Source organism: Synergistaceae bacterium, assembly GCA_012728235.1.
Taxonomy (GTDB): Bacteria; Synergistota; Synergistia; order Synergistales; family Synergistaceae; genus JAAYFL01.
The window spans coordinates 1-16,001 of the sequence record JAAYFL010000045.1 but is presented as its reverse complement, the minus strand read 5'-3'; the positions used below and the strand labels follow the sequence as shown (position 1 = coordinate 16,001).

Here is a 16,001-nt window from a genome sequence, read left to right as displayed (position 1 = left end):
TGATCAAAAGCTAGGATTTTTTCGTTGTTTGTTTTGACTATGACATCAGATATAAGAGCAAAGTGCCCCTCCGTCTTCGGCGATTTATTTGTTTCTTCAACAACATAATTCTCATACTCCGAAATGGCGGCCTTTGCCTTAACTCTAAAGTTGCTATTTATTTCATTTTCGATTTTTTTGTCAGCCAGACCTCTAATCATAGGGGTCACTATCTTTGCTTCAAATCCATCGATTTTGGAGTTGTATGTTGAAAACTCAGAGAGCGTTATTTCGCAAAAAGCAGGTGTTGCAGCTGTAATCAGAAGGATGGTTAATATGCTTAATATGTTTTTTTTCACAGTTATCTCTCCTTTATCCATTATAAAAATCGTTTAAAAATAGTTTCCTGTTCTCTTGTTGCTGCATTGCTTAATCAAAATTCATTTTATCCTTTCGCTGGCAATATTTAAACGTTCTATTTACTGTTTTATCTTAAACGATTGTTTAAATATCAAATAAAAAAATAGTAAAAAAATATTTTATATTGAACAAATAATCGAAAGTATTGTATAATGTAAACCTTTAACAGCATTAATAAATATCATCAAAAACTACAGTTTGTCATTGCTAAGACCTGCTTTTCCATAATATAAACAGAAAATATTTCAGGTAAAGAGGAATGAGTTGTCCGACTTTATTGTTAAAATAAAATAAATTATGAAATGCACGTTTTTTCGCTAGAACACTTGAAAATAATGAGAAATAGTGTTAATCTCTAGTCTAAATTTTTTTTAGGTTTTTAATGAGAAGTTATTCGATCTTTGAGGGGGAATAAACAGTGTTCGATAAAGAAGAGCTTAAACGAATTAAAAATGAACAGGATGTTTATGAATCCTCGGTCGAAAAAGTTTTAGCAAAAAGGCCAGAGACGAAAGAAGACTTTCTTACATCGGGCGGAATTTCGCTAAAAAGAACCTATTCTCCGATAGATTTAGAGCCCATTGATTACTGTGATGAGATTGGATTCCCCGGCCAGTACCCATTTACCAGAGGAGTGCGGCCGACGATGTACAGAGGGCGTTTCTGGACAATGCGTCAGTATGCGGGATTTGCTACTGCTGAAGAATCAAATCGTCGCTACCGCTATTTGTTGAGTCAGGGGACAACGGGTTTATCCGTGGCATTTGATCTTCCAACACAGATAGGATACGACTCAGATGATCCGATGGCATTGGGAGAGTGCGGTAAGGTGGGAGTAGCGATTGATACTCTCTCCGATTTCGAAACTCTTTTTGACAAGATTCCTTTAGATAAAGTGTCTACGTCAATGACAATAAATTCTCCGGCAGCAATACTCCTATCAATGTATATAGCAGTCGCTGAAAAGCAGGGAGTCTCTGCTGATTCTCTTTCGGGAACGATACAAAACGACATATTAAAAGAATTTATTGCAAGAGGTACATATATATTTCCTCCGAGGCCGTCGATGCGTCTAGTGACAGATATATTTAAGTTTTGTAGCGACAATATCCCTAAATGGAATACGATTTCTATTTCTGGATATCACATTCGTGAGGCTGGTTCCACAGCGGTTCAAGAGGTGGCTTTTACACTGGCAGACGGGATAGCCTATATTGAAGCGGCAATAAAATCTGGACAGGACCCCAATGTTTTTGGAAAACGTCTCTCTTTCTTTTTTAACGCACACAACGACTTCTTGGAAGAAATAGCAAAATACAGAGCTGCCAGAAAAGTTTGGAGCTCAATAATGAAAGATCGTTTCGGCGTAACAGACAAAGGGGCTCAAACATTACGTTTTCATACTCAAACTGCAGGCTGTACCCTAACCGCACTGCAAGCAGAGAATAATATAGTTAGAACAACAATTCAGTGCATGGCAGCCGTTTTAGGCGGCACCCAATCTTTACATACCAACAGTTTGGACGAAGCTTTGGCACTTCCGTCAGATAAGGCGGCACAGATAGCATTAAGAACTCAACAGATTGTTGCGCATGAATCAGGAATTACAAATGTCGTTGATCCTCTTGCCGGAAGCTACGCTCTTGAATCATTGACCAAACAAATTGAAGAGGAAGTATGGAAGTACATAAAAAAGATAGATGATCTGGGTGGCATGATAGAAGCCATAGAGTTGGGGTTCCCACAAAGAGAGATACAGGAAGCGGCCTACTCATATCAAAAGTCGATTGAAAATGAAGAGACTATTATTGTCGGAGTCAATAAATATTATTCGGAAGACGATGTATATGACGGACAGCTGCTCAAAGTGGATGAAGAAGTGGGGAAAAAACAGATAAAGAAGTTGCAGCAGATAAAAAGCAGCCGCGATAATTTGAGAGTACGGGACACTCTATCGGATATTAGGAAAGCTGCTGAAGGCGACGAGAATTTATTGCCTCTGATGCTAAATTCAGTTCGCAGCTATGCAACAGTAGGTGAAATATGTTCCGTACTAAGAGAAGTATTCGGTGAACATAAGGAAAATGTAATCCTCTAAGTTTTTATGTCATAAAAGTTAAGAGGTTGATAAAAATGGAGCAAAAAATACGTGTGGTAATAGCTAAACCGGGACTTGACGGACACGACCGTGGCGCAAAAATTATTGCCAGGGCATTGAGAGATGCCGGAATGGAAGTAATCTACACAGGTCTTCGTCAAACACCGGAAAAAATAGTGGCGGCTGCAATCCAAGAAGATGCAGATGCAATTGGGGTCAGTATCCTATCAGGAGCACACGACCACTGTTTTAAAACAATCATAGAGCTTCTCAAAAAACAAAATGCAGAGGATATCATTGTTTTCGGTGGCGGAGTAATACCCGAAACAGACTGTCGGGAGCTCGAAGAATACGGAGTTAAATCTATTTTCGGGCCGGGAGTTCCGACTACAAAGATAATAGAATGGCTAAAAGAAGCAGTTGCAGAGAAAAGAGCAAAGGAGATTTAAAAAATGAAAACATTAAGAATCGATCATATAGGGATGGCGGTTAAGAGCATTAAAAAATCTTTAAATTTTTGGGAGAATACCCTAAATATCCAATGTCAGGGAATTGAAGAAGTAGTCGATCAGAAAGTAAAAACGGCATTTCTTCCTCTTGATAACTGCGAAGTAGAGCTTTTGGAGGGGACCTCTTCAGAAAGCCCCGTATCTAAATTTATAGAGAGAAGGGGCGAAGGTATACACCATATATCGCTGGAAGTTGAAGATTTAGAAAGTGCACTGGCCGAATTGAAAGGCAGGGAAGTTAAATTAATTGACGAAAGTCCACGGTATGGTGCGGGTGGTACAAAAATAGCTTTTATACATCCAAGTGCTACAGGCGGAGTCTTGCTGGAGCTAATGGAAAGAGAATAATCTTATAAAATTTTTTAAAAAGACTTCGAAATATTATTTAATTTTAATATAAAGAGCATGTAAAGAAGCTATTAAGGAGGCAGAAAAGTGACGGATAAAACGATAAATGAATTGTGTGAAATTCTAATCGAAAAACGAGAGAAAAGTGCGCTAGGCGGTGGAGAAGATTCCATCAAAACACAACGCAAAAAAGGCAAGATGACGGCACGTGAACGTGTAAACGCACTGCTTGATCCGAATAGTTTCATGGAGATAGACGAATTTGTAGAACATCACTGCACAAATTTCGGTTTGGATAAAACACATTTCTTGGGAGACGGTGTTGTTACCGGAAGTGGAACTATAGATGGTCGCCTTGTATACGTTTTCAGTGAAGACTTTACTGTTATGGGCGGATCTCTTGGAGAAATGCACGCAAAAAAGATTTGTAAAGTACAAGATCTGGCACTTATGAATGGTTGCCCCTGTATCGGTATAAAAGATTCCGGAGGTGCTCGTATTCAAGAAGCAGTCAACGCTCTCTCCGGCTATGGAAATATCTTCTTTAGAAATGTCAAGGCAAGTGGAGTAATTCCTCAGCTGTCGATTATAGCAGGTCCCTGTGCTGGAGGAGCTGTTTATAGCCCTGCTCTCACAGACTTCGTTTTTATGGTAGATAAAATTGGAATTATGCATATCACAGGCCCGTCAGTCATCAAGGCAGTTACGGGAGAAGAGGTTACATCTGAAGAGATTGGCGGAGCAATGGCTCATAACTCAGTTTCCGGCTGTGCACACTTTTTTGCCAAAGATGAGGCAGACTGTTTTGCCCAAGTCCGCAAGTTATTGAGCTATCTGCCGAGCAACAATATGGAAGACGCACCCTTTGTTGACACACAAGACGACCCTTCAACCATGGATCTCTCTCTCAGAGATGTAGTTCCTACAGATGTAAATAAATCTTACGACGTACGAGATGTCATCTCAAAAGTTGTGGATAACGGTGAATTTTGTGAAGTTCAAGAGTTTTGGGCAACGAACATTGTCACAGGATTTGCAAGAATTGGCGGTCGTGCCATAGGTATTATAGCCAACCAGTCAAAAGTTATGGCCGGCTGTTTGGATATAAACGCATCTGACAAAGCAAGCCGTCATATTCGCCTCTGCGACGTCTTTAATATCCCCATAGTGACATTTGAAGATGTCCCCGGATATTTACCTGGAAAAAACCAGGAAATGGGCGGAATCATAAGACATGGAGCCAAACTTTTATATGCTTATAGTGAAGCAACTGTGCCAAAAATTACCGTAGTTCTGCGCAAGGCTTACGGAGGATCATATATAGGAATGTGCAACAAAGAGCTTGGAGCCGATATGCTTTTTGCATGGCCTCAAGCGCAAATAGCAGTGATGGGTGCAGAAGGTGCAGCAAACGTAATCTTCAGAAAAGAGATAGAGGCTTCTAAAGACCCTGCAGAGACTCGCATTGAAAAGATAGAAGAGTATAGAGAGGCTTTCGCAAACCCCTATAAAGCCGCATCAAACGGATATGTTGACAAGGTAATTCTTCCTGAAGAGACTCGCCCTGTTATCTACCAAGCTCTTATAATGACAGAGTCAAAAAGTGAAATAAGACCAAAACGCAAACATGGAGTAATGCCTAATTAAAGGAGGGGTGACAATGGTGAATAGCACAGCATCTTATTTTGTAGGAGTTAAAGGTGGACTTGTAATGTCCGTTATATCCTTTAGTATCGTTTTTATCGTCATTACCGGGCTCGTTCTTTTGCTGATGGCTATGCAACATATCAGCAACGGGATAGACAAAATGAGTGGCAATGGAGTCACAGACCCTTCTGAGTCAGAAAAAAAAAATAGTTCTATAGCGTTGGCAGTTAGAACAGAGGCTGACGATAAAGAACTCATCGCTGTTATAACAGCAGCCATTACGGCAATGTGTGGCAAAACGGTTAAAATACTTAGCTTTGCACCAATATCAGCTCCAAAAGCCTCTGGTTGGAGAATGATGCACAAAGCAAATAATATCGAAGATTTTTTAAATTAATATTGAACATTTCAAATTACTAGAATAGAAATAGGAGGTTTTCTCATATGGCTCGTAATTTTAAAGTAACGGTTAACGGAACAGAATATAGTGTAAATGTAGAAGAAGTTGGAGTTTCCACGCCCTTGGCAACAAATATTGTAAAACCAGCCGAAGAAGTGGTACAGGCAACCGCACCTCAAGTAGAGGCCGCACCTGCTCCTATTCCGACAGCAGCACCAGAAGCTGCTATAGAAACTCCTGCAAATGATGACGAGTCAACTGCGATTACAGCTCCTATGCCGGGTAAGGTTTTAAAGATTTTGGTTGATCAGGGAGAAATAGTGGAAAAGGGACAAGTTCTGCTTCTATTGGAAGCAATGAAGATGGAAAATGAAATATTTGCTTCCTCAACAGGCGTAGTAAAACGTATTAACTGCAAAGAGGGCGAGACTGTAAACACAGGAGATACTCTCCTGGTTTTAGTTTAATTCGCATATAGGTGAAATAAATGGACTTTTATTTATTGGCTCTAAAAGGAGTTATAGAACAATCGGGATTTTTGGCTCTAAACTGGCCGATGATGACCATGTTGTTGGTCTCTTTTATCCTGCTTTATTTGGCAATAGTGAAGGAATTTGAGCCCCTTCTGCTTGTCCCCATTGCTTTTGGATGTCTGTTGGTCAACCTTCCCCTATCTGGAATAATCGACGAAGGCGGATTTCTATATTTTGTAAAGATAGGAATAGATCACGAGCTTTATCCCATTATTATTTTTATGGGAATAGGAGCTCTAACAGACTTTGGGCCTTTGATTGCCAACCCCATAACGTTTTTGCTTGGTGCTGCAGCACAGCTTGGAGTTTTCTTTGCCGTTATCGGTGCAATGTTCATGGGCTTTACAATAAAGCAAGCTGCAGGCATCGGGATAATCGGAGGTGCCGACGGTCCTACTGCTATTTATCTCTGCTCTAAAGTGGCCAAAGAGATATTGCCAGCCGTTGCAGTTGCAGCATACAGCTATATGTCTCTCGTTCCCCTTATTCAGCCCCCAATCATTAAAATGTTAACTACGAAAAAAGATCGTGGGATAAAAATGGAGCAATTGCGCCCAGTTTCAAAAACAGAGCGAGTTCTTTTCCCTATCATTTCTACAATTGCTTGCGGACTCGTACTGCCCGCTTCTGTTCCTCTTATAGGCATGCTGATGTTTGGAAATCTCCTTCGTGAGTGCGGACAGACTGAACGCCTTTCACAGGCAGCACAAAATGAAGTCCTAAATGCCACAACGATATTTTTGGGAATAGCTGTGGGTGCCACGATGAACGCTGATTCATTCTTAACTGTTGCTACGTTAAAGATAATTTTATTGGGATTGATAACATTTATATTCAGTACGGCTGGAGGAGTAATTTTCGGTCAGTTTATGAAAGTTGTTACCAAAGGCAAGATAAATCCGGTCATTGGGGCTGCTGGAGTATCTGCTGTGCCTATGTCGGCCAGAGTATGTCAGAAAGTCGTATCAAAAGAATTTCCCGGGACATATATTTTGATGCACGCCATGGGGCCCAACGTTGCAGGAGTCATTGGAACCGCGGTTGCCGCAGGTGCCATGTTGACTCTGCTTACAAACTAGCGTCACATTTCCATTCTAAGAATAAAAAACTCGCGACGTATATGTTACGTCGCGAGTTTTTTATTCTTGTATGTCTTTAGTTAATTTTGCAAATAAAAGATCCATGCCGTGAGTTTTCGTAATAAGTTTAAAGCCGATGTATCCCTCTTTTAAAGCTCGCTCTTGGCTATCTAAGTGCTTTATAGAAATTTGTTTTTTACCCGGAATCGATATCATCCCGTTTTCGATTAGGCTTTTTTTCAAAATATAGCGTCTATTATTGTCTCGATTGACCCTCATATCAATGATATTAAAACCGCACTTAAGCAGATTTTGAAGGCTGTGAACGTTGTTTGGAGAAGCTGTTGTTAAAATGCAGTCAAAATCTTCTATCAAAAAACTTTCTGCATAGTACTGAGTAAGAAACTGAATGTCATTGCCTCTAAATTCCTTGTCAACTACACAGAATCCTGTGATTGCAGGGTTCCCGTAGCATTCAGGCGTTCTATTGGTTTCTGCGAGATACTCCCTTATCCATTTTTCGCTTGTTCTGATTGTTCTTGCACAGATTAGTCTGTCTTTATAAGTTACTCCGACCGTAAAACCTTCATCACTTAGAAATCTTCGTAATTCATCTTCTGCGGCCCAAGAGAAGAGATCTCTACTTACTCCTTCGGCCACGTCGTTATGAAGGCGAAACAAATCTTCAGCTCTATCCATTCCTAAGATGGATATTTTACAGGGAACTGAGCGGACACAGCCATTTGGAATATTGTGTTTTATGAAAATATTCATATCTGTTCTTCTGTTTTCCATATATGCTCCTCTCTAGGTGAGTATTATCAAAAATAACTAGGTAATTATACAAAAAAAAAATAAAAAAGCATATAGAATATTACATATTCATAAACGTTTATCTGTTTTTAATATATAATTTCATTGTGCGTAAGAGATTTTGGAGGAGAAATCATGCCCGAATATTTAGTAAAAACAGCAGATATAACAGAATTAGTTCGTTCTTTATCGCTTGAAGCAAATCTTCAATTGCCTAAAGACGTCAGAAAAATAATCGAAACCGCTGAAAAAAATGAGACTGACCCACTGGGAAGACAAGCTTTACAGGACATATTGAAGAATGCAGAGCTCGCAGCGGAAAAAAGAATGCCAATATGTCAAGACTGCGGACTTGCCGTCGTATTTGTAGAGTTGGGACAGGATGTTCATGTTGTGGGCGGAGATTTCGAAGGCGCTATAAACGAAGGGATACGTTTGGCCTATACAGAGGGGTATTTACGCAAATCCGCAGTGAAAGATCCTCTCTTTGAAAGAAAAAATAGCGGAGACAACACACCCGCAATAATTCATTTTAAAATTGTTCCAGGTAATAAAATAAAGATAACTGTAAGCCCGAAAGGAATGGGCAGTGAAAACATGAGCCGTATTTTTATGCTAAAGCCTGCCGACGGTGCAGATGGCGTAATAGAATCGGTACTGCAAACAGTCAAAAATGCGGGAGCGAATCCCTGTCCTCCTATCATTGTCGGGATAGGTATCGGAGGAAACTTTGAAAGTGTTGCACTCGCTGCAAAGGAAGCACTTCTGATTCCTTCTGGAGTACGTAATCCCATAAGAGAATATGCTAATATGGAATTGGATATACTTAAAAGAGTGAATGCTTTGCAAATAGGGCCGGGAGGATATGGCGGGGAGACAACTGCTCTTGATGTGCATATAAAAACTCTCCCTACACATATTGCCGGTATGCCATTAGCAGTGAATATTTGCTGTCACGCTCTGCGTCATGCGGAAGGGGTAATAGAGGGGAAAGAGAAAAATGGCTAAGAAAATTTTTACTCCCTTAACTACTGACACGATAGCGGACTTGAAAGTTGGCGATATCGTTGCACTTTCCGGCAAAATTTTAGTGGCACGAGACGCAGCACATGAGAAAATGGTAACCTCTCTAAAAAGAAATGAGGAACTCTCATTTTCTATCAAGGATGAAACGATTTTCTATGCTGGTCCTGCACCTACACCACCCGGTGCTGTCATAGGCTCAATAGGTCCGACTTCCAGTTATCGTATGGATCCCTACACCCCCTTTCTGCTAAGTCGTGGGGTTCACGGAATGATAGGGAAAGGCATACGTTCAAAAGAAGTAGTAGAAGCGATAAAAGAACATAAAGCCGTCTATTTTGGTGCTACAGGAGGAGCCTCAGTCTTACTTTCAAGTTTTGTCATTTCGGCTGAGACAGTGGCATATGAAGAGTTAGGCCCCGAAGCAGTGCTACGTTTGGAAGTGAAGGATATGCCTCTCGTAGTACTCATAGACAGTTGCGGCAGAAATCTGTATGATAAGCAAAATTCTTAAAATAGAGTATTGAAGTACACATTATGAAATTGGAATGGTGGGGAATTGATGGCTAGGAAACAACCGGCGATATGGTTCATGGTCCTGATATTTAAGCGTATAACGAGCCTACTTTCTCATAAAACGGCAATTCGCTTAGGAGGATTTTTGGGAGGACTTGTGCCCCTTTTTACGAAACGCAAAGTTAAAGAGGCTTCTGCTCGCTGTTCCGCAAGACTCAATATCTCACAAAAAGATGCCAATGTAATTGTCCACTCTGTATACAAACATTTTGGAAGAGCCATTGCAGAATTTGCACGAATTCCGATAGATGCGAAAAATATAAATAAATATGTTAGGGTTCATGGTGAAGAATACTTAAGAGAAGCTGTGGAAGATGGACGAGGAGTAGTATTGGCCACAGCACATATAGGGAATTGGGAGTATGGCGCTGTCTGGTGCGCTCAGAACGGATACAAGGTTAATGCCCTCGGTACTGATCAGCGCGATGACAGAATTACAAAGCTGATTATGGATCTGCGAGTGGCTGGAGGTTCAATTGCACTAGGTAAAGCGAACGACCTTAGGGCAATGATAAAAGCCCTAAAATCAGGGGAGATAATCGCTGTGCCTGTGGATCAGGATGCGAGACTTAATGGCGTTCTTTCAATGTTTTTGGGACACCCTGCAAGCACTCCTGTGGGTATAGCCAAACTGGCACAAAAATTAAGCTGTGCAATTTTACCCTGTTACTGTGTAAGAAGAGAAGATGGTTTTACATTTGATTTACATCTATATCCCAGGCTGAAAGGTCGAAACGGGAAACCATATGGAGAAGATATCCAAAGCAGCATTGATGATTGCAACGATATCATTTCCTCTTGGATAAGAGCTCATCCGCACCAGTGGATGTGGATGTATCCAAGGTGGGAATCCTATGAAGAGGGACTTTTTGATGAAGTGCGGAATTGACCCCGGCAGATATAAAATAGGTTTCGCACTTATTGATGAAGAAAACTTGTTATTTTCGGCGATAGTGCCGAAGTCCGAAGAAGTAAAACTTGCTGAAGCTATTGAGAATAATGACTGGATTTTATTGTCAGAGTGGAGCAAAGAGGGCAGCGTAGATTCAGTTTTGGGAAAAGTTGCAGGTAAGATTCTACTAGGAGACGGTACTTCTCACGACGAAACAAAAAAACTGCTAAAAGATTCAATAAAAGTTGAAATAGTAAGTGAATATGGAACCACTTTAAAGGCTAGAGAGTTGTACTGGCAACTTCATCCGCCGAAGTGGCTTTGGAAAATTGTTCCAACATCTCTTAGGGTACCCCCCAGAGATATAGATGATTTGGCGGCATGGGCGATAGTGATTCTAAATACAAATAAATAAAAAACACGCTTTTTAAGCAAGCTCTTTTTGAAATTCATCTGCTGTTTCAAATGCGCCTGTATAAAACTGATAATATCTACCTTTCTGTTCGATTAAATTATCGTGGCTCCCGCGCTCTATAATTCGGCCGTTATCTAATACCAAGATTGCCTTTGAGTTTTGTACAGTAGAGAGGCGGTGGGCGATAACAAGCACCGTACGTCCTTCCATAAGAGCATCCATGCCATTTTGGACTATCTTTAAATTTTTCGGTCTCAAAATCTTCGCGCACATGGCTTTTGACCACACGAATACCACGTATATTTTCTTGTACCAAGTTATTTAGTTTGTCATACAGCTTAAAAACCTGCGCAAGTTTGGGGTGTGCCTTTGCCATTATGATAATTAGCCCAATAGCAAGTACGGGAAAGATGACTGCGAACACCCATGCAAGTTTTCTGTTAATTGAGAAAACCATGAATACCGCAAAAATAATCATTAATGGAGCGCGGACGAATATACGAATAATTATTTGAAATGTATATTGCACGTTGGTAACATCTGTAGTCAAGCGCGTAACAAGTCCGCTAGACGAGAATTTATCAATATTGCCAAAAGTGAATTCCTGAATTTTGTAGTACATTGTTTTTCGTAGATTCTTTGCAAATCCGGCAGATGCACGGGCTGCAAAATGTCCGGACAAAAATCCACTTGCAAGAGAAAAGGTACATATAAATATCAAGATAAGTCCGATTTTCAAAATCACATTCATGTTGCCGTTCGTGATACCATCATCAATCATCCTTGCCATGAGCAAAGGTATGATGACATCCATCGCAATTTCCAGCGCAACAAATACTGGAGTAAGGATTGCATCCTGTTTATATTGCCCGATACATCCGGCAAGTTTTTTTATCATATTGAAATCTCCACCCTGTTTTACGTTCGCGGTCTTGTTGCAAGCATTCTTACAATGCGATTTTAGGTTAGACCACCTCATTATCGGGCGGGATTAATTGTGATTGTGTGCGTTGTTTGCTATTTTCAAGTGTTCGAAAAACGGTTCTATTAAGATAAGAAGTGTTTTTAATGTTTTTGTAAGCCAGGTTTGTCTTGCGACTTATTTATTTTTTCGAGAACGTCTTTATATCCGTCAGACCCGTAGTCGACGAATTTTTTGACACGGCTGATAGTGGCGGTGCTTGCCCCTGTCGCTTGAGCTATCTGAGGGTACGACATTTTTTTCAGTAGAAGATTTGCGACTTGCAACCTTTGTGCCAGAGCTTTAATTTCGGCTATAGTTGCAACATCCTCCAAAAAACGATAGGCTTCTTCTCTGCTGTTTATTGCGACTATTGCATCGCATAGCTGGTTCGTAAGTTCATCTTGCCATTTAGGTGCCATATTTTTAACCCCTCATATTTCATTTTTCTGTTATTATAAACTGCAGTATTCAGTCTAATACATTAACAATCAATGTCAAGAGCATGCTAACTAGTTAAAGTGCAACCACAAAAAATATAAAAAAATGGTAAAATGGACGTTGTTTTAATAATATTCATGTAAGGATTAAACAAGTGGAGGCAAAATAAATGGCAAAGAATATTACACCAAAAGAGCAAGATTACTCCCAGTGGTATCTTGACGTCATAAAGGTAGGAGAGCTTGCGGATTATGCTCCCGTACGCGGTTGCATGGTCGTAAGGCCGACCGGATATGCAATCTGGGAGATGATTCAGAAATATTTTGATGATGCATTTAAGGAAACGGGACATGTTAATGCCTCTTTCCCGCTTCTGATTCCTGAGTCTTTCTTGGCAAAAGAAGCAGAGCATGTAGAGGGATTCGCTCCTGAATGTGCTGTCGTCACTCACGCAGGTGGAGAAAAGCTTGAAGAAGCTCTCGTAATACGCCCCACTTCAGAGACAATCATCGGACATATGTACAGTAAATGGGTGCAGTCCTGGAGAGATCTTCCAATTCTTATAAATCAGTGGTGTTCAGTTGTTCGCTGGGAAATGCGTCCCCGGCTTTTTTTACGCACTTCTGAATTTCTTTGGCAGGAGGGACATACCGCTCACGCCACAAAAGAGGAAGCAGTAAAAGTAGCGGAAACAATGCTGGAAGTCTACCGTCGAATTATGGTGGATTATCTCGCTCTTCCCGTAGTAACGGGAGAGAAAACTGAAGGCGAACGCTTCCCCGGTGCAGATGTCACCTATACTTGCGAAACGATGATGAGCGACAAAAAAGCTTTGCAAGCAGGCACAAGCCACTATCTTGGACAAAACTTTGCAAAAGCTTTTGATATTCAGTTCCAGAATAAAGAGGGAGAGCTGGAATATGCATATACGACCAGCTGGGGTGTTTCTGCAAGGCTAATCGGCGCACTGATAATGACTCACTCCGACAATGATGGATTGGTTATACCTCCCCGCATTGCTCCGACAAAAGCAGTAATTATTCCTATATCCTCTGACGAAGATAAATTAAATAAAGAACTTCTTCCCAAGGCTCAGGAACTGAAAGCTACATTAAATAAAGTATTACACGGACGATATATAGAAGTCGATACTCAATTCCATCTGCGCCCCGGAGACAGATTCTTTTACCATTTGCAAAAAGGAGTTCCCGTTAGACTGGAGCTCGGTGAAAAAGAGCTTGAAGGAGAAAAATTGCGCGTAGTCCGCAGAGATACAGGAGAAAAAACAGATATTCTCTGGAAAAACATAGAAACCGCACTTCCAGAACTTCTTGAAGATATTCAAAACTCTCTGTTTGAACGTGCTCTAAATTTAAGAAAAGAAAATACAACAGAAGTCTCCACTTTGGACGAATTTAAAAAAGTAATAGATTCCGACGGAGGATTCGTTGAAGTCTACTTTGCCGGAACGAGAGAAGATGAAAAAGAAATTAAAGCTTTGACCGGTGCCACTCCAAGATGTTTCCCCAACGAATATAAAGGTGAAACGGGGAAATGTTTCTATACAGGTAAAGAGGGTGCCCGCAAGGCTATCTTTGCTAAAGCATATTAAAAAATACAAAAACTGATTAGAAACTAATTAGGAGGAAGAGTGTTGAGTACAAATAATCAACGAGAAACACTTGCTAGTCGTTTAGGTTTTATATTTTTATCTGCCGGTTGTGCAATAGGGCTTGGCAACGCATGGCGCTTCCCTTATATAGTAGGAAAATATGGTGGAGCTGCATTTGTATTAATTTATCTATTTTTCCTTGTTTTTCTTTGTGCTCCCATTATGGTCATGGAATTTGCAGTAGGAAGAGCATCACAAAGAAGCGTGGCTACATCTTTTAAAACGTTAAAACCAACAGATAAAAAATGGTCTGTTTTTGGTTACGCGGCTTTGGCCGGCAACTATATTTTGATGATGTTCTACACCACGGTAAGTGGTTGGATATTCGCATATCTTTGGTATAGCATTGTGGGAAAACTAAGCGTTCTGCCGCAGGAAGAAACAGCGGCATTCTTCACGGCAATGCTTGCAAATCCGGGTACGCTGGTTTTTTGGATGTTCGTAGTTGTCCTGTTGGGCATTCTAATTTGCATAATCGGACTTCGCAACGGAGTGGAACGTATAACAAAGATCATGATGGTAGGCCTTATCACTAGTATGCTGCTTTTGGCAATTCGTTCTATGACACTCCCCGGTGCAAGTGCAGGACTTGAATTCTACCTTAAACCGAATCTTGGCAAACTTACGGAGCATGGACTGTGGACAAGCGTATACGCCGCACTTGGTCAATCTTTCTTCACTTTGAGTTTGGGAATAGGCAGTATGGCTATTTTCGGAAGCTATATTGGCAAAGAGCGTTCTTTGACAGGTGAGACCATATGGGTAGTCACTCTCGATACATTCGTAGCATTTGTTGCGGGCTTGGTGATATTTCCTGCCTGTTTCGCCTACGGTGTCGACGTAGGGTCAGGTCCTGGATTAATATTTATTCTGCTTCCCAACATGTTTAACAACATGCCGTACGGCCAGCTTTGGTGTTCACTGTTTTTCCTGTTTATGGGATTCGCAGTTCTATCCACTGTAGTAGCCGTATTCGAGCATATAATTGCCAACTCAATGGATATTTTTGGTTGGAGCCGCACGAAGGCAAGCATAGTTGGCTTCTTCACACTTTTTGCGCTTTCTCTTCCCTGTGCCTTAGGATTCAATGTCTGGTCCTCTTTTGCACCTCTTGGAGCAGGTACGTCGGTTTTGGATTTGGAAGATTTCATAGTAAGCAACAATATTTTGCCACTCGGTTCTTTGGCCTATCTGATATTCTGTACTACGAGATATGGATGGGGCTGGGATAATTTTATTGCGGAAGCGGATGCCGGTATAGGAATGAAATTTCCAAAGTTTTTAAGATACTATCTCGTCTACTGTGTGCCTCTGATATTTATAGTTATCTTTGTCTATAATTATGCAGAAAAGTTTTTTAAATAATAAAATACTTATATAAATAAAAACCCGGGTGTTAATAAAATCCCGGGTTTTTATAATTTTATTTGCCTACACAAAAATCTCCGAAAATCCGTTCTACCAAGTCTTCGGTGGGATCAATCCCAATCACCTGAGCTAAAGAAGATCTGGCATCAGCTATGCATGTAAGAGCTATGTCATCTCCAATTCCTGAAGTAAGGGCATTTTTCGTTTCGACAAGGGAGAAGATGGTCGCAGTTATCCCGGACAGCTGTCTGGATGTTACGGAATAACTTCCTTTGAAAGAACTGAACTTTGCAAAATCTTCGACAATCAATCCCTTTAAGTTCTCTATTCCCTCGGAGCTCAGAGCGGAAATTGAAATAACCTTACTTTTTGACGTTATATCATCCAACAGCTCTTTATTGTCGTATGGCATCAGATCACTTTTATTCAGGGCAATTACATGATTTTTCTCTTTGATTAAATCCCAAAGAACCCTATCTTCTTCCGTAAACTCTTCTGATGAATCCAACACCCATATAATTATATCCGCTTCTTCTATGGAGTTTTTCGAGCGCTCAACTCCAATAGACTCAACCTGATCTTCAGTTGCTCGAATTCCGGCTGTGTCGATAAAGTGTATAGGTATCCCTTGGTAAATAACTGTCTCTTCAATGCTGTCTCGTGTAGTGCCTGGTATCGGTGTGACTATTGCTCGCTGTTTTTGCAGCAGAGCATTTAAAAGCGAAGATTTCCCGACATTAGGTTTCCCAATTATCGCAGCTTTTATTCCCTCTCTGAGAACCAATCCGCTACGACAGTTTTCTTCAAGCTCTCGTGCGGTCTCAATC

Annotated in this window: 18 protein-coding genes; 13 read left to right on the top strand and 5 right to left on the bottom strand. The window is 40.7% G+C overall.

The window, feature by feature from the left end; all coding sequences use genetic code 11:
* The coding region (locus GXZ13_03880; GenBank protein NLX74977.1) for a DUF4163 domain-containing protein at positions 1-338 on the bottom strand (338 nt) is incomplete at its 3' end.
* 479 nt (positions 339-817) lie between these two features.
* On the opposite strand from GXZ13_03880, the gene GXZ13_03875 reads away from it, so the two are divergent.
* The 7 genes from GXZ13_03875 (at position 818) to GXZ13_03845 (ending at position 7,013) form a co-directional block, all read left to right on the top strand.
* Positions 818-2,497: a methylmalonyl-CoA mutase family protein gene (locus GXZ13_03875; protein NLX74976.1), complete on the top strand. Its 1,680-nt coding sequence runs from the start codon at positions 818-820 to the stop codon at positions 2,495-2,497.
* A gap of 35 nt (positions 2,498-2,532) precedes the next feature.
* Positions 2,533-2,946: a cobalamin B12-binding domain-containing protein gene (locus tag GXZ13_03870; protein ID NLX74975.1), complete on the top strand. Its 414-nt coding sequence runs from the start codon at positions 2,533-2,535 to the stop codon at positions 2,944-2,946.
* A gap of 3 nt (positions 2,947-2,949) precedes the next feature.
* Positions 2,950-3,354 carry a methylmalonyl-CoA epimerase gene (gene mce / locus GXZ13_03865; GenBank protein ID NLX74974.1) on the top strand — a complete coding sequence of 135 codons (405 nt, stop codon included), beginning with the start codon at positions 2,950-2,952 and terminating at the stop codon, positions 3,352-3,354.
* A gap of 87 nt (positions 3,355-3,441) precedes the next feature.
* Positions 3,442-5,001, top strand: coding sequence for a methylmalonyl-CoA carboxyltransferase (locus GXZ13_03860; protein NLX74973.1), 1,560 nt, complete (start codon positions 3,442-3,444; stop codon positions 4,999-5,001).
* A 13-nt stretch (positions 5,002-5,014) separates the two neighbouring features.
* Entirely contained in the window at positions 5,015-5,398 is a 384-nt protein-coding gene (locus GXZ13_03855; GenBank protein ID NLX74972.1) for an OadG family protein, read from the top strand.
* Between the two features lie 47 nt (positions 5,399-5,445).
* Positions 5,446-5,868, top strand: coding sequence for a biotin/lipoyl-binding protein (locus tag GXZ13_03850; protein NLX74971.1), 423 nt, complete (start codon positions 5,446-5,448; stop codon positions 5,866-5,868).
* Between the two features lie 20 nt (positions 5,869-5,888).
* Complete coding sequence (locus GXZ13_03845) at positions 5,889-7,013, top strand: sodium ion-translocating decarboxylase subunit beta (GenBank protein NLX74970.1); 1,125 nt, start codon at positions 5,889-5,891, stop codon at positions 7,011-7,013.
* 60 nt (positions 7,014-7,073) lie between these two features.
* On the opposite strand, the gene GXZ13_03840 is transcribed toward GXZ13_03845, so the two are convergent.
* A complete protein-coding gene (locus tag GXZ13_03840; GenBank protein NLX74969.1) occupies positions 7,074-7,808 on the bottom strand; it encodes a hypothetical protein in 735 nt (244 codons plus the stop codon).
* Positions 7,809-7,961: 153 nt separating this feature from the next.
* On the opposite strand from GXZ13_03840, the gene GXZ13_03835 reads away from it, so the two are divergent.
* Genes GXZ13_03835 through GXZ13_03820 form a run of 4 tightly spaced genes read left to right on the top strand, consistent with a single transcriptional unit; the run spans position 7,962 to position 10,732 of the window.
* A complete protein-coding gene (locus GXZ13_03835) occupies positions 7,962-8,834 on the top strand; it encodes a fumarate hydratase (GenBank protein NLX74968.1) in 873 nt (290 codons plus the stop codon).
* The gene (locus GXZ13_03830; GenBank protein ID NLX74967.1) at positions 8,827-9,363 is read left to right on the top strand and encodes a Fe-S-containing hydro-lyase; all 537 of its coding nucleotides are present in this window, start codon (positions 8,827-8,829) and stop codon (positions 9,361-9,363) included. The genes GXZ13_03835 and GXZ13_03830 overlap by 8 nt, the downstream gene beginning before the upstream one ends.
* A gap of 48 nt (positions 9,364-9,411) precedes the next feature.
* Positions 9,412-10,314, top strand: a complete 903-nt coding sequence (locus tag GXZ13_03825; protein NLX74966.1) for a lysophospholipid acyltransferase family protein — start codon at positions 9,412-9,414, stop codon at positions 10,312-10,314.
* Positions 10,298-10,732 carry an endonuclease gene (locus tag GXZ13_03820; GenBank protein ID NLX74965.1) on the top strand — a complete coding sequence of 145 codons (435 nt, stop codon included), beginning with the start codon at positions 10,298-10,300 and terminating at the stop codon, positions 10,730-10,732. The genes GXZ13_03825 and GXZ13_03820 overlap by 17 nt, the downstream gene beginning before the upstream one ends.
* A gap of 130 nt (positions 10,733-10,862) precedes the next feature.
* On the opposite strand, the gene GXZ13_03815 is transcribed toward GXZ13_03820, so the two are convergent.
* Both GXZ13_03815 and GXZ13_03810 read right to left on the bottom strand, forming a co-directional pair.
* Complete coding sequence (locus GXZ13_03815) at positions 10,863-11,630, bottom strand: ABC transporter ATP-binding protein (GenBank protein ID NLX74964.1); 768 nt, start codon at positions 11,628-11,630, stop codon at positions 10,863-10,865.
* A gap of 167 nt (positions 11,631-11,797) precedes the next feature.
* On the bottom strand, positions 11,798-12,115 hold the full coding sequence (locus tag GXZ13_03810) for a DNA-binding transcriptional regulator (protein NLX74963.1): 318 nt from the start codon (positions 12,113-12,115) through the stop codon (positions 11,798-11,800).
* A 188-nt stretch (positions 12,116-12,303) separates the two neighbouring features.
* Here GXZ13_03810 and GXZ13_03805 point away from each other — a divergent pair, with 188 nt between their 5' ends.
* Together GXZ13_03805 and GXZ13_03800 are read left to right on the top strand one after the other, a co-directional pair.
* Entirely contained in the window at positions 12,304-13,746 is a 1,443-nt protein-coding gene (locus tag GXZ13_03805; GenBank protein NLX74962.1) for a proline--tRNA ligase, read from the top strand.
* 42 nt (positions 13,747-13,788) lie between these two features.
* A complete protein-coding gene (locus GXZ13_03800; GenBank protein ID NLX74961.1) occupies positions 13,789-15,171 on the top strand; it encodes a sodium-dependent transporter in 1,383 nt (460 codons plus the stop codon).
* Between the two features lie 58 nt (positions 15,172-15,229).
* On the opposite strand, the gene GXZ13_03795 is transcribed toward GXZ13_03800, so the two are convergent.
* Positions 15,230-16,001, bottom strand: a 772-nt coding sequence (locus tag GXZ13_03795) for a GTP-binding protein (GenBank protein ID NLX74960.1), incomplete at its 5' end; no start/stop codon positions are given.

Bases quoted from the DNA above. Each gene is read 5' to 3' on its own strand.
- mce (NLX74974.1), top strand. From the start codon at position 2,950: ATGAAAACATTAAGAATCGATCATATAGGGATGGCGGTTAAGAGCATT.
- GXZ13_03835 (NLX74968.1), top strand. From the start codon at position 7,962: ATGCCCGAATATTTAGTAAAAACAGCAGATATAACAGAATTAGTTCGT.
- GXZ13_03815 (NLX74964.1), bottom strand. From the start codon at position 11,630: ATGATAAAAAAACTTGCCGGATGTATCGGGCAATATAAACAGGATGCA.
- GXZ13_03820 (NLX74965.1), top strand. From the start codon at position 10,298: ATGAAGTGCGGAATTGACCCCGGCAGATATAAAATAGGTTTCGCACTT.
- GXZ13_03845 (NLX74970.1), top strand. From the start codon at position 5,889: ATGGACTTTTATTTATTGGCTCTAAAAGGAGTTATAGAACAATCGGGA.
- GXZ13_03810 (NLX74963.1), bottom strand. From the start codon at position 12,115: ATGGCACCTAAATGGCAAGATGAACTTACGAACCAGCTATGCGATGCA.
- GXZ13_03850 (NLX74971.1), top strand. From the start codon at position 5,446: ATGGCTCGTAATTTTAAAGTAACGGTTAACGGAACAGAATATAGTGTA.
- GXZ13_03825 (NLX74966.1), top strand. From the start codon at position 9,412: ATGGCTAGGAAACAACCGGCGATATGGTTCATGGTCCTGATATTTAAG.
- GXZ13_03830 (NLX74967.1), top strand. From the start codon at position 8,827: ATGGCTAAGAAAATTTTTACTCCCTTAACTACTGACACGATAGCGGAC.
- GXZ13_03805 (NLX74962.1), top strand. From the start codon at position 12,304: ATGGCAAAGAATATTACACCAAAAGAGCAAGATTACTCCCAGTGGTAT.
- GXZ13_03870 (NLX74975.1), top strand. From the start codon at position 2,533: ATGGAGCAAAAAATACGTGTGGTAATAGCTAAACCGGGACTTGACGGA.
- GXZ13_03840 (NLX74969.1), bottom strand. From the start codon at position 7,808: ATGGAAAACAGAAGAACAGATATGAATATTTTCATAAAACACAATATT.
- GXZ13_03855 (NLX74972.1), top strand. From the start codon at position 5,015: ATGGTGAATAGCACAGCATCTTATTTTGTAGGAGTTAAAGGTGGACTT.